Here is a 13,356-nt window from a genome sequence, read left to right as displayed (position 1 = left end):
AGATGATGGACTCGCGGGTGGACAGCGCGCGGGTGGTGGGGGAGGCGATCGCGTCGGCGGCCGAGCCGCCGTCGGTGTGGTTGCAGATGAGCACCGCGACGATCTACGCCCACCGCCACGACGCGCCCAACGACGAGGTGATCGGGGTGATCGGCGGCGACGAGGCCGGGGTGCCGGGCTGCTGGGAGTTCAGCGTCCGGATCGCCCGGCGCTGGGAGGAGGTGCAGCAGCCGGCCGCGACCCCCGCCACGCGCAAGGTGGCGCTGCGCACGGCGATGGTGATGAGCACGGATCGGGGAAGCGTGTTCGACGTGCTGTCCTGGATGGCGCGGCTCGGTCTGGGGCGGTCCGGTGGCGGGCGGGCGGCAGTACGTGTCGTGGGTGCACGCCCGCGACTTCGCGCGGTCGGTGTAGTTCCTGCTGTCCAGGGACGACCTGGACGGCCCGGTCAACGTGGCGTCCCCGGACCCAGGGCCACAACGCGACTTCGCCCGAACGCTGCGCCGGGCGTGGCGGACCCCGGTGGGGTTGCCCGCGACGAGGTGCAGGGCCGAGATCGGGGCGTTCGCGCTGCGCTCGGACACCGAACTGCTGCTCAAGAGCCGCAGGGTGGCGCCGACCCGCCTGCCGGAGGCGGGGTCCGCCTTCGACTTCCCGGACCGGGAGGCGGCGGCGGACCTGGTGCGGACCGCGCGGGCCGAGCGCTGATCCGGCAAGCGGGGGACGCCGCGTCGCAACGACGTCGATCGGGTCATCGGTGCGGGTAGGCCCCGTGGATGGCCTCGACGCCCGCCCTGGCCGGGGCTGAAGACGCCCTGGAACCGTTCGGGGATGACAGGTCCGGTTCTTCGGCGGGTGGCGGATCCGCGAACCGCGCACCCGCCCGCCCGCGCGCCGAACAGGGGGATCGCGCGCGGTCCCCGCCCTACCGGACCAGGAACGAGGCCTCCAGGAGCCCGACGGAGATCGGGTGCGCCCCCGCGGTGTCGGGGATCACCGTCCAGCTGACCACGGTCGACGCGCCGGGTGCCAGGTCCACCCTGGTCACCGCGAACGTCCGGCCGCGAACCTCCAGCTCGGCGTCGCACGCGCCCGCCGAACCGCCGACGTTCTTCACCCGCGCGGTCACGGTGACCGGGTCGCCGACGGCGACGGCGCCGGGACTCGCGGTCAGCCCGCGCGGGGTGGGGTGCGGGGCGTTCGCCGGTGGTTCCGGGGAGACCCACTCGACCGCGTCGTGGAAGACCTCCCGCGCGTCCGCCGTCCGGCTCGCGGGCTCGGCGCCCTGCATGGACAGCAGCACGTGCCGGTTGCCCGCGCGCTGGTCGACGGCGACGCCACCGCCGACGACACCGGTGTTGCGCCCCAGCGCGCCGATGATCCGCCTGCCGCCGCCCGCGTAGCCCGCGAACCAGGCGGCCCACTCGGGGGTGCTCGACTCGGCGGAGGCCAGCACCACGTGGTCGCCGACCTTCCGGTCCCCGAAGACCGGGTGCTGGGCGGTGACCTCGTAGCGCAGGTCCTCCCCGTCGGTCCAGCCCGCCGTCGACCAGGTCCCCTCGGGCTGACCGGTGTGCCTGGACAGCTGGCTCACCCCGTTGGGGCAGCCGAGCGGGTGGTCGAGGAACAGCACGCCCGAGCCGCTCGCGTCGGTGGTGTCCAGCACGGCCTGGAAGCGCGTCGCGTCGTGGCCCGCGCCCCCGCTGCTCCGGCCGAGCACCACGACGGGGTGCCGCGCGGCCAGTGCGAGCTGATCGTGGGAGTAGGCGGTCGCCGGGACGCCCACCGGCGCGAACACGTCGTCCACGTACTCCTGGGCGTACGACTTGGGAGTGGACCCGACGCCCGCCGCGACGGCGATCCTGGCGGGCGGCGGCGCGGTGAAGGAGTCCTCCTCGACGACGAGGCCGGACACCTCGGCCCCCTCGAAGCCGAAGGCGGACACCGCGAGGTCGTACTCGCCCGGTTCGAGCCGGGTGCCGAAGACGCCGTTCGCGTCGGCGGTCACCGCGCGGTCTCCCGGCGAGACGACGACCGTCGCGCCGCCGACGCGCTCGCCCGACGCACCCGAGGTGACCGTCCCGGTGGTCCCGGAGCGCACCACGACCCGCGCGGTGGCCTCGCAGGCGTTGACCCGGCCGTGCCCGAACCTCGGGTCCGGCCGGTCGGGCGAGTTGCGGTCGGGCGAGTTGCGGTCGTCCCAGAACGAGGTGTCCGCGAGCCCGGCGAACAGGGCGTCCACGGGCAGGTCGGGCGAGGCCGGGCGCAGCAGCGCGGCCGTGCCCGCGACGTGCGGGGTGGCCATCGAGGTGCCGGAGAGCGTGTCGTGGCCACCGCCGGGAACGGCCGAGAGCACGTCCACGCCCGGCGCGGAGACGTCCGGCTTGCCCCAACGGGCAGGCCAGTCGGCGGGCGGGTCGGACCACTGGTCCGCGCGGACCAGGCCGCCGCAGGAGAACGGGGCCACGTCGTTCGCCCGGTCCGCGGCGCCGGCGGCGACCGCCTCGTGGACGTTGCCGGGGCTCGCCGTGCCCGCCGCGCCGCAGTTGTTCCCGATGGCGACGACCGAGACGATGCCCGCGGCCCGGATGGCGCGCGTCGGCGCGATCATCTCGTTGAGGAAGCCGTTGCCGCCCAACGACATCGACACCACGTCGGGAGGCGGGCCCACCTGCTCGCCGTTGACGCCGATCGGTGCGACGGCCCCCTGCGTCCCGGCCACGACCTGCGCGCACGAGCCGCGCCCGTTGGGGATGATCAGGCCGTGCATGAACGTCGCGCCGGGCGCGACGCCGATCGCGGAGCCGGAGGTGTCGCCGCCGACCGCGGTGCCGGTCACGTGCGTGACGTGCGCCGCCGAGTCGCGGGGCGCGCTGTCGCCCCGTCCCCCGGCGGAGTCGAACTCGGCCCAGCCGCCGGGGTGCTTGGGGTCGCGGGGGTCGATGGTGGCCATCCGGCCTGCCAGGCCCGCGCGGCCTCGATCCGGTCCAGCCCCCGAGTGCGCCGCGCCTGTGCCGTGCCGTCGGCGGACTCCACCACGTCCGGCAGGGTCGACTCGAAGTCGGGGATCACGCGGCTGACGCTGGGAACCTCGGCGAGCGCGTCGAGCGTCCAGGGGGCGGCCGGGAACTCGACGACGAGCGCGTTGGTGGGCCACAGGCGGTTCAGCACGGTGACGCCGTGGTCCTCCGGGCGGCGCACGACCTCGGCCTGGCTCCGGGCGGCGTGCTCGCGCAGGCCGGCGACGACGGCGTCGTGGCCGCCGCCACCCGGCTCGGCGACGTTGGGCAGCATCAGCATCGCCCGCACCGGTTCTCCGGCGCCCGCTCCGGCGATCTGGGCGGTGAGCTCAGGCGCGATCGGCGCGGCTGCGGCTCCGGCGGAGGCGTCCACCGGGGAGAGGGCCGCGCCCGCCAGTGCGGCGAGCGCGACGGCCGTGGCCAACCCGGTCATCGTGGAACTCGCCCGGAGCAGCCGCATCGCCCACCTCAGCCGAGAGTGTGGAACGTCCGCGTCTCAGCCTGGTGCGCTGAGGAAGGCCGATCAATGACCTGTTCGGCCGTCCCCGTGCTTCCGCGACGATCAAGCGGCGCTGCTCGGCTGAGCGCGCTCAGGTGTTGAGGTAGGCCAGCACCGCGAGCACCCGGCGGTTGGTGTCCCCGGTCGCCGGGAGCACCAGCTTCGTGAAGATGCTGGAGATGTGCTTGGCCACGGTGCCCTCGGTGACCACGAGGTGCTGGGCGATCGAGGTGTTCGAGCGGCCCTCCGCCATCAGCTCCAGGATCTCGCGCTCGCGGGTGCTGAGCGCGGCCAGCGGCTCGTCCTGGGAGTGACTGACCATCAGCTGCGCCACCACCATGGGGTCCATCGCGGTTCCGCCGCCTGCGACCCGGCGCACCGCGTCGATGAACTGCACGTCGTCGAGGACGCTGTCCTTGAGCAGATAGCCGATCCCTCCCCTGCCGTCGCTGAGCAGCTCCCGCGCGTACATCTGCTCCACGTGCTGCGACAGCACGAGGATCGGCACCCCGGAGTGCTCGCGCCGCACCCGCAGCGCGGCCTGCAGGCCCTCGGTGGTGAAGGTGGGGGGCAGGCGCACGTCGACGATCGCCACGTCCGGCCGGTGCCGGGCGACGGCGGCCATGAAGTCGACGCCGTTGTCGACCGCCTCCAGCACGGTGCACCCGTGCACCTCCAACAGCTGAACAATGCCTTGTCTCAGGAGGAAGAGGTCCTCGGCGAGAACAACGCGCACGGCACCTCCATCTTTGTTCTCGTGGGACCGCCGGGCGGGCTGTCCAGGTAGAGGATCCCGTCGAACGCGGCCAGCCTGCGCCGGATCCCACCGAGTCCGCCCGCCTCCGTGAGGACCGCGCCGCCGCGGCCGTCATCGGTGACCACGACGTGGAACACACCCCCGGTGTGCCCGCCGACGATGTCGACGCGGCGCGCGCCGGAGTGCTTGAGCACGTTCGCCAGCAGCTCCGAGATCGAGAAGTACACCGCCGACTCCACCGGGTCGGGCAGCCTTCCCGGCAGGTCGAGCGTGACCTCGACGGCCAGCGGACTGGCCAGCCCGAGCGCGCGCACGGCGTCGGCGAAGCCGCGTTCGGCGAGCACCGGGGGGTGGATGCCGCGCACCAGGTCGCGGAGTTCCCGCAGCGCCTGCACGGACGACGCGCGGACCTCGCGCAGCACCTGCCGCGCTTGCTCGCCGTCGTTGTTGGCGACGTGGCGGTCGGCCACGCCGAGCTGCAGGCCGAGGCTCACCAGCCGGGCCTGCACGCCGTCGTGCAGATCGCGCTCGATCCGCCGCAGTTCCGCCGCCTGGGTGTCCAACGCGCCGGAACGGGTCTCGGCGAGGTGCAGCACGCGGTGGGCGAGCCTGCTCCGCTCGGTGGGGCCGAGCAGCAAGCGGACGAAGTGCGCGTAGCCCGTGACGATCCACGGCGACAGCGTCAGCCACACCACGAACACCACGACCGCGACGGCGACCGCGGCGACCGCGGCGCCCCAGCTGCCGACTCGGAAGAAGGCGTACCAGGTCGGAGAACCGTCCTCGGCGAAGACGATCCAGAGGCCGCTCGCGAGCACGAGCCCGTGACCGACGTAGTAGAGCAGCGCCGCGGGCAGCACGGCCACCGCGCCCGCCGCGCAGTTCAGCAGCAGCCACAGCAGATCGCGCCAGGTCGCCGGGTCCGCGAGGATCCACTTGCAGCGGCGCATCCAGCCGACGATGTCGCGCTCCACCTGCTCCGGCGGCGGGAGGTACGGGCGCTCGACCGGCACTCCGACGCGGGTGGCCGCGCGGCGGTTGAGATCGCACAACCACCGCACGGCCAGGGTCAGGTGCGGGAGCACGACGAAGCCGATGCCGATCAGGCACATGACGATGAAGTACGTCGTCGAGATGAACAGGACGATCGAGAGCAGCGCGCCCGCTCCGGCGGCCATGCCGATCGCGGTGTGCAGGACGGCGCGGCGGAGCCAGGGGCGCCAGGAGACCGCGATCGGGTGCACCCGACCATGATTCCACTTCTCCCGCACGAGCGCGGCGGGCGAATCGCCTCCGTTCCGGAACGGAGGCGATCCGCGACCGGTGGTCGTGGTCATCCTTCCTTGACCGCCTCCACCGCGGGCGAGCGCATGCCCCGCCAGGAGGACGTCAGCGTCGCGCCGAACACCAGCAGCAGCGAGCAGGCGACGATTGCCAGGTAGATCCCGACGGAGCCGGACGGCAGCCAGGAGCCGGTCTTGACCAGGCTGTAGGGCACGATCGTGACGGCCGACGCGATCGTGCCCAGCAGGATCGCCACCGCGCCGATCAGCACGCCCTCGGCGGTCAGCATCCCGAGCACCTGCCGCTTGGTCGCGCCGACCAGCTGCTGGAGCCCGAACTCGGCCTTCCGCTTGCGGGTCACCGCGATCAGCGTGTTGAGCACGGTGATCGCCGCGTAGCTCGCGATCATCGCGACGATCGTGTAGTTGGCCGAGGCGAGGATCTGCTGGATCTGGTTGTTGCGGGCGGCCAGCGCGGAGCTGTCGACCAGTTCGGTGCCGGGCACGCCCGAGGCGAGGGTGGAGAGCCGGTCGCGCACCGCGTCCGCCTGGCCCTCCGAGGAGCGGACCAGGATCTGGCCGGGCACGCCTTCGGTGGTGTGCGGCGCGAGGGTCTCCGAGGGCAGCGTCAGGTAGTTCTGGTCGGGGTTGTCGGCGTACAGGGCGACCACGGTGGGCCGGATGCCCGCGCCGTCGCCGAGCTGGAGCGGCAGCCGGTCGCCGACCTTGACGCCCTGCTTCTCGGCGGTCTTGTCCGAGAGCGCCACCGCGTCACCGGTGAGCCGGTCCAGCGAACCCGCGACCAGCGGCAGGTCGAGGTTCAGCGCCACGCCGTCCGAGGAGACACCGCGCAGTTCGACCGAGTCGCCGACGCCCTCCAGGTAGCCCGTGCTGGTGACGAAGTCCGTGGCCGCCGACACGCCCGGCGTGGCCCGCACCCGGTCGAGCACCTCGGGGGCGAAGCCGCCCGAGGAGGAGATGAGCAGGTGGTCCGCGAGCACGTTCCGGTCGTACGAGGTCTGCGACACGGCGTCCTCGGTGGCCTGCATGTACAGCGTGCTCGTGGCGATGCCGACGAGCAGGATGATCGGCGCGACGGCCCCCGCCGTCCGCACCGACGACGTCATCGCGTTCCGCAGCGCGAGCTTGCCCGACAGCCCGCTGACCAGCCGGACCGGCAGCCACAGCGCGGCGACCAGCGCCTTCGTGATGCCGGGGGCGAGCAGCGCGATGCCGATGCAGAACAGCACCGAGGCAGGCCCCGCCGTGGTGGCCAGAGTGGGGCCGTTCTCCATCAGCGTCGCGGTCACCACGGCGAGTGCGATGCCGTTGGCGAGGAAGAACAGCGCGAAGACCAGCCGCCACGCGCTGAACCACCCGGCTTCCGACGCGCTCTCCGCGGCGGCGACCACCGGTTCGGTGCGCGCGGACTTCCGCCCGGCGAAGCGGGTCGCGAGCGCGGCGGCCAGCACGGTGACCAGCCCGCCGACGGCCATGGGCGCCCAGCCCGCGTGGTAGACCACCGAGGACGGCACCACGCCGCTGGAGGACAGCACGGCGAAGAGCGCCTCGCCGAGCCAGTACCCGGGGAGGAGCGCCAGGAGCACGGCCAGCACCGACAGCACGGCCGTCTCGGAGCCGATCATCCGGCGCAGCTGCACCGGCGTGGCGCCGACGCCGCGCAGCAGCGCCATCTCGCGCACCCGCTGCTGCAGGGACAGCCCGAACGTCGAGGCGACGCCGAACATCACGATGAGCACGACCGCCGTGCCGAAGACCGCGGCGAGGATGACGATCGTCTTCTGGCTCGCGAGCGCGCCCGGCAGCTCGGCGAGCCCTCGGGCGTCCCCGGTGCGGACTTCGGCGCCCGAGCCGACCTCGGCGCTGATCGCGGCGGCGACCGCGTCCACGTCGGCGCCCGGAGCGAGCACGACGGCCAGGGAGTCGGTGCTGCCGCCCGCGAGCAGGCGTGCGGTGTCGTCGGTGAAGAACAGCGCGCTCGCGGGGTTCGCGCCGCCGTCCTGCCCGGCGACACCGGTGACGTGGAAGGTCCGGGTGATGCCGCGGACCGCGACGCGCACCGAAGCGCCCGGCTCGACCCCCGAAGCGGCTGCCAGGTCGGAGTCGAGCACGACGTCGTCACGAGCGGCGGGCGCCGTGCCGTCGGAGAGGGTGTAGGGCGTCAGCGCCGCGCTCCCCCAGCCGTGGCCGTAGGAGGTTCCGCCCACGGCCTTGCCGTCGCGCAGCACGGCCGACTGGACCGAGACGTCGGGAACCACGCCTTCGACACCGGGCACCGACGCCACGACGCCGGCCAGCTCCGGATCGACGTGGCGACGCTCGGTGAACGCGCCCGCGTCGCCGGACTGCTGCCCGGTGACGACGATCGGCGCGCCGCCGAGCCGCTGGGGCTCGGCGGACATCCGGACACCGGTCTCCATCAGCGCGCCGCAGGCGATCACGATCGCAGCGCCGAGGAACATCGCGAGGAACGTCGCGACGAAGCTCGCCCTGCGGAACTTGAGCGTGCTCAGTGCCAGTTGGAACATCAGAACCCACCCCGCCCGTGCGAGTCCGCCGCGTCGTCCTGCCAGGCGCCGAGCCGGGTCATCCGCGCCGCGACCGCGTCGGCGGTCGGCGACACCAGCTCACCCGCGACGGCGCCGTCGACCAGGAACACGACGCGGTCCGCGTAGGACGCGGCGACCGGGTCGTGGGTGACCATGACGAGCGTCTGGCCCGCCCGGTCGACCGACTGGCGCAGCAGGGCGAGCACCGAGGAGGCGGTGCGGGTGTCGAGGGCGCCGGTCGGCTCGTCGGCGAACACCACGGCGGGCCGGGTCACCAGTGCCCGCGCGATCGCGACGCGCTGCTGCTGCCCGCCGGAGAGCTCGGACGGCCGGTGCTTGAGCCGGTCGGCCAGACCGACGCGCTGGACGACCTCGCTGATGAGCGCCTTGTCCGCGCGCTTGCCCGCCAGCTGCAGCGGCAGGGTGATGTTCTCCATCACCGTCAGCGCGGGCATCAGGTTGAAGGACTGGAAGATGAAGCCGATCCGGTCGCGCCGCAGCTCGGTGAGCTGGGTGCTGTCCAGGCCGGACAGGTCGATGCCGCCGACGGTCACCCGGCCCGAGGTCGGCGTCACGAGCCCCGCCGCGCAGTGCAGGAAGGTGCTCTTGCCGGAACCGGAGGGGCCCATCACGGCGGTGAAGGTGCCTTCGCCGAAGTCCAGGCTCAGCCCTGGTAACGCGGCGACCTGGCTGTTGCCCTTGCCATAGGTCTTCGTCACGGCCTCGAGTCGGACCGCCTTGGTGCGACTGCGGATGGCGGTTGTGGTCACTGCGGTCTCCTGACTGGATTCCCGCGCTCCTAGCACGGCGTCTGGATTCGACGCTAGCGATCGAACCGGGACGGGACATTGCTCCTAACCCGCCGATTGAAGGTAGAGTTTTCTCCACCTCGACACGCTCAGTAGCCGAGGCGGAGCACGCCACCCCCTTGAACCTCCACTTTTCTCCACTTTCCCCACTCCGACTCATACAACCGTATGAATTGACGTCAGCACCAATGCGTCCGCACTTCAGGTCCGGTAAACTCCAGGTATCAAGATCAATGCAGAATCCGCAGCGGCAGCTGCGGACTCGGAGGTTCACAATATGACGGTGCATGATGATGAATTCATCGCCCGTGTACTGCCCGACGGATGTCTCGAACTCTTCTGCCACAGCAAGCAGAGCTGGCACAAGTGCAGCCGGCGCGGTACCGCGATGTGGATCGCACTGCGGCGCAGCGACTGGCGGCCGGACCTGGCGGCGCACGAAATAGCGTGGCAGCTGAATGTGGACGTCGAATCGGTGCAGTGCGAGGCGGAAGCCTGGCTCGTGCATTTTCGCACGAAGGCGAGCTGAACAGCTCCGTCACCGTCTCACGCGTCACCCCCACCCCTGACCTCACCGATTGATTTCCAGGGACGTGCGAACCCAGCGGTCGACGGCCTCGGCCGTGGTCGAGGCGAAGTCCTCCAAAATGGTGAAGTGCGTTCCGGGCACCTCGGTCAGCTCGTGGTCGCCGGGCCAGATCGCCCGCCACTCGGAATTCCCCTCGGCGAAGGACTCGGAAGGCCGCACGAACAGGACGGGCGCGGTCAGCGCCCCAGGGGGGCAGTGCTGGATCAGGTCGCTGTAGCGGCTCATCGCCGCGAGCCGGGAGGCGCCGAACCCGCCGAACGCGGACTCGCGGTCCAGCATCCCGTCGAACATCTTCCGCCACAGGTCGTCCCTGCCCTCGCCGCCGGGCAGGTACGTGTCCACCACCACCACGCCCTCGGCGGGCAGGTTGGCCCTCTCCAGAGCCTCGGCGGCGGAGTGCGCGAACTGCCCGCCCGAGGAGTAGCCCACGAGCACGTAGGGCCTGCCGTCCTCGCAGGCGGCGCGAACGCCCTCGACCAGCACGTCCACCACCGCGGCCACCGAAGCGGGCAGCGGCTCGCCCGCGCCGAACCCCGGAACGGCGGGCACGAGGACGTCGCGCACGCCGTGGAAGTGCCGGGCGAACCGCGCGTACTGGTGCGCTCCGCCGAGAGCCATCGGCGAGGGCACGCACACCAGCCGGACGGGGTCGTCCCCGGTGGAGAGCCGGACCGGCGGCGGCACCGCGCCGAACCCCCCGACGCCGTCGAACGCGGGCAGGATGTCCGCGACGGCGCGCAGCAGGTCGATCGCCGAGGACATCCGGCCGTCCGCCGCGGCCCTGCGCACCAGCCCGGCCACCGACCCGTCCTCGGCGGGGCCTCCGGAAGCAGGCCGCTCCCCCTCGGCCAACTGCTCCCGCAGGTGCGCGGCGAGCGCGGACGGGGTGCCGTGGTCGAACACGGCGCCCGAGGGCAGTGCCGTGCCGAGAACGCCCGCGAGGGAGTTGCGCAGCTCGGTGGCCGACACCGAGTCCATGCCGATCTCCAGGAACACCGCGTCCGCGTCGACGTCGCCGGGACCCGCGTGGCCGAGCACGGCGGCGGTGTGCGCGCGCACCGCGTCGGTCAGCAGCGCCCGCTGCTCCTCGGCGGGCAGTCCGGAGATCCTCGCCCACAACGCCTTCTCTGACGAGGCGTCGTCGATGTGGCCGGGCAGCGTGTCGAAGGTGAGCTGCGCCTGCGAGGACAACCAGTAGTGCTCGCGCTGGAAGGCGTACGTGGGCAGCGCCACGAGGCGCGTGCCGGGGAACAGCTTCCGCCAGTCGAGCGCCACTCCGTCGGCGTGCAGCCGTGCGAGACCGGCGGCCAGGGCCAGGGGTTCCTCGACCTGGCGACGTCCGAGGGCGACGAGCCCGGTCCCGCCGTCCTCGCCGAGGCAGTCGTCGGCCATCCCGGTCAGCACGGCGTCGGGGCCGAGTTCGACGTAGCGGGTGACACCGGAGGCGTGCAAGGTCGCCACCGCGTCCGCGAACCGCACGGTCTCGCGCGCGTGGCGCACCCAGTAGCCGGGGTCGGTCAGCTCGGTCGTGGCGGCGCGGCCGGTGAGCGCCGAGACGATCGGGATGCTCGGCTCGTGGTAGGCCAGCTTGTCCGCCACCAAGCGGAAATCGGCGAGCACGTCGTCCACCAGCGGGGAGTGGAAGGCGTGCGAGACGGTGAGCCGACGGGTCTTGGCGAACCGCCCCGCGACCGCCAGGACGGCGGCCTCGTCGCCGGAGAGCACCACCGCGCCGGGGCCGTTGACCGCCGCGATCGCCACGCGGCCGGGAGCGTCCGCCAGCAGCGGGACGACCTCGTCCTCGCTCGCGGCCACCGCGACCATCACGCCGCCTTCCGGCAGCGCCTGCATCAGCTTGCCGCGCGCCGCGACGAGCGCGCACGCGTCGGGCAGGTCGAGCACACCCGCCACGTGCGCGGCGGCCAGCTCGCCGATCGAGTGTCCCGTCAGGACGGCCGGTCTGACCCCGAGCGAGGTGACCAGCCGGAACATCGCGACCTCGAAGGCGAACAGCGCCGGTTGCGCGTACTCGGTCCTGCGCACCAGCTCGGGGTCCTCCGAGGCCAGCACCTCCGCGAGGCCGAGGTCGAGCACGTCGTCGATCTCGTCGAACGCCTCCGCGAAGACCGGGTGGTGCGCGCGCAGTGCCAGCCCCATGCCGGGACGCTGGGCGCCCTGGCCGGTGAAGAGGAACGCCGTGCGGCCCCTGGTCCGCGCACGGCCGCTGACGGCCGCCGCGGTGGGTTCGCCCACCTCGAACGCGCGCAGCGCGTCGAGCAGCTGCTCCCTGGTGGAACCGAAGACCGCCGCGCGGTGCTCGAACGCCGATCGCGCCGTGCCGAGCGTCCGCGCGACGGCGGTGATCGGCTCGGCTTCCCGCTCCGCCAGGAAGGCGTGCAGCTTGCCCGCCTGCGCGGCGAGCGAACGGGGCGAGCGCGCGGACAGCGGCCACACCACGACGGGCGCCGGGGGCTCGTCCCCCGGCTCGGGCGCCGCAGGAGGCGCTTCGAGCACCACGTGGGCGTTCGTGCCGCTGATGCCGAACGAGGAGACGCCCGCGCGGCGCGGACGGCCGGTCTCCGGCCACGCGCGGCGCCGGGTCAGCGGCCTCACGGCTCCCCCGGACCAGTCCACCCTGGTGGACGGGGTGCCGACGTGCAGCGTCTGCGGCAGGACCCCGTGCCGCATGGCGAGCACCATCTTGATCACGGCCGCCACTCCGGCGGCGGCCTGGGTGTGCCCGATGTTCGACTTGATCGAGCCCAGCCACAGCGGTTCGCCGCCCTCACGGCCCTGACCGTAGGTGGCGAGCAGCGCCTGCGCCTCGATCGGGTCGCCGAGGGTCGTTCCGGTGCCGTGCGCCTCCACCACGTCGACCTCGGACGCCTTCAGCCCCGCCGAGGCGAGGGCCTGCGTGATGACGCGCTGCTGCGACGGCCCGTTGGGCGCGGTGATGCCGTTCGACGCGCCGTCGGAGTTCACGGCGGCGCCGCGCACGACGGCGAGCACCTCGTGACCGCACCGCCGCGCTTCCGACAGCCGCTCCAGCACGACGACCCCGACGCCCTCGGCGAAGCCGGTTCCGTCGGCGTCGTCGGAGAACGACCGGCAGCGGCCGTCCGGGGACAGCCCTCCCTGCCTGCTGAACTCCACGAAGGTGCCGGGGGTGCCCATCACCGTCACACCGCCTGCCAGCGCCCGGTCGCACTGACCGCCGCGGATGGCCTCGGCGGCGAGGTGCAGCGCGACGAGCGACGACGAGCACGCCGTGTCCACCGACATCGTCGGGCCTTCCAGGCCCAGCGCGTACGACACTCGGCCGGAGACCATGCCGCCCGTGCCGAAGCTGCCGAAGTAGTCGTGGTACATCACGCCCGCGTAGACGCCGGTGCGGCTGCCCTTGAGCGCGTGCGGGTCGATTCCCGCGTTCTCGAGCGCCTCCCACGAGGCCTCCAGCAGCAGCCGCTGCTGGGGGTCGAGCACGGCGGCCTCGTTCGGGCTGATGCCGAAGAACGCGGCGTCGAACTCCCCCGCGTCGTGCAGGAAGCCGCCTTCCCAGGTGTAGGTGTGCCCCGCCTTCCCCGGTTCCGGGTCGTACAGCGCGGGGTCCCAGTCGCGGTCGGCGGGAAAGGCGGTGATGCCTTCCCTGCCCTCCACGACCAGTTGCCACAGCTCGTCCGGTGTCGTGACCCCGCCGGGGTACCGGCACGCCATGCCGACGAGCACCACCGGGTCGTCGGCCGCCTCGGTGAGGGAGCGGTTGAACTCGCGCAGCCGCTCGTTCTCCTTCAGCGAGGCGCGCAAGGCCTCGACGAGTCTGGCGTCCGCT

At 73.0% G+C, this 13,356-nt stretch carries 9 protein-coding genes and 1 pseudogene; 2 read left to right on the top strand and 8 right to left on the bottom strand.

All coding sequences use genetic code 11. The features are described 5' to 3' along the window. Positions 1-103: 103 nt before the first annotated feature. Positions 104-289, bottom strand: coding sequence for a hypothetical protein (locus LV78_RS11615; RefSeq protein WP_253844995.1), 186 nt, complete (start codon positions 287-289; stop codon positions 104-106). 239 nt (positions 290-528) lie between these two features. Here LV78_RS11615 and LV78_RS11610 point away from each other — a divergent pair, with 239 nt between their 5' ends. Next, the gene (locus tag LV78_RS11610; protein ID WP_253844994.1) at positions 529-708 is read left to right on the top strand and encodes a DUF1731 domain-containing protein; all 180 of its coding nucleotides are present in this window, start codon (positions 529-531) and stop codon (positions 706-708) included. Positions 709-925: 217 nt separating this feature from the next. On the opposite strand, the gene LV78_RS11605 is transcribed toward LV78_RS11610, so the two are convergent. The 6 genes from LV78_RS11605 to LV78_RS11580 all read right to left on the bottom strand — a co-directional run bounded on the left by LV78_RS11605 (position 926) and on the right by LV78_RS11580 (position 8,848). Continuing rightward, on the bottom strand, positions 926-2,953 hold the full coding sequence (locus LV78_RS11605) for a S8 family serine peptidase (protein WP_253844993.1): 2,028 nt from the start codon (positions 2,951-2,953) through the stop codon (positions 926-928). Beyond that, a complete protein-coding gene (locus LV78_RS11600; RefSeq protein WP_253844992.1) occupies positions 2,836-3,480 on the bottom strand; it encodes a hypothetical protein in 645 nt (214 codons plus the stop codon). Before LV78_RS11600 ends, LV78_RS11605 begins: the two co-directional genes overlap by 118 nt. A 130-nt stretch (positions 3,481-3,610) precedes the next feature. Continuing rightward, complete coding sequence (locus tag LV78_RS11595; protein ID WP_253844991.1) at positions 3,611-4,255, bottom strand: response regulator transcription factor; 645 nt, start codon at positions 4,253-4,255, stop codon at positions 3,611-3,613. Then, complete coding sequence (locus LV78_RS11590) at positions 4,219-5,520, bottom strand: sensor histidine kinase (RefSeq protein WP_253844990.1); 1,302 nt, start codon at positions 5,518-5,520, stop codon at positions 4,219-4,221. The genes LV78_RS11595 and LV78_RS11590 overlap by 37 nt, the downstream gene beginning before the upstream one ends. Before the next feature lie 89 nt (positions 5,521-5,609). Further along, the gene (locus LV78_RS11585) at positions 5,610-8,108 is read right to left on the bottom strand and encodes an ABC transporter permease (RefSeq protein WP_253844989.1); all 2,499 of its coding nucleotides are present in this window, start codon (positions 8,106-8,108) and stop codon (positions 5,610-5,612) included. After that, on the bottom strand, positions 8,108-8,848 hold the full coding sequence (locus tag LV78_RS11580; RefSeq protein ID WP_253844988.1) for an ABC transporter ATP-binding protein: 741 nt from the start codon (positions 8,846-8,848) through the stop codon (positions 8,108-8,110). The genes LV78_RS11585 and LV78_RS11580 overlap by 1 nt, the downstream gene beginning before the upstream one ends. 367 nt (positions 8,849-9,215) lie before the next feature. Between LV78_RS11580 and LV78_RS11575 the strand changes: the two genes are divergently transcribed. Beyond that, positions 9,216-9,467, top strand: coding sequence for a hypothetical protein (locus tag LV78_RS11575; protein WP_253844987.1), 252 nt, complete (start codon positions 9,216-9,218; stop codon positions 9,465-9,467). Between the two features lie 42 nt (positions 9,468-9,509). Here LV78_RS11575 and LV78_RS11570 read toward each other — a convergent pair. Beyond that, a pseudogene (locus tag LV78_RS11570) lies at positions 9,510-13,343 on the bottom strand (type I polyketide synthase); the annotation flags it as partial. Positions 13,344-13,356 lie beyond the last annotated feature (13 nt).

Source organism: Actinosynnema pretiosum (assembly GCF_024171695.1).
Taxonomy (GTDB): Bacteria; Actinomycetota; Actinomycetes; order Mycobacteriales; family Pseudonocardiaceae; genus Actinosynnema; species Actinosynnema pretiosum.
The sequence above is the reverse complement of the archived record's forward strand: the minus strand, read 5'-3'. Positions and strand labels throughout refer to the sequence as shown.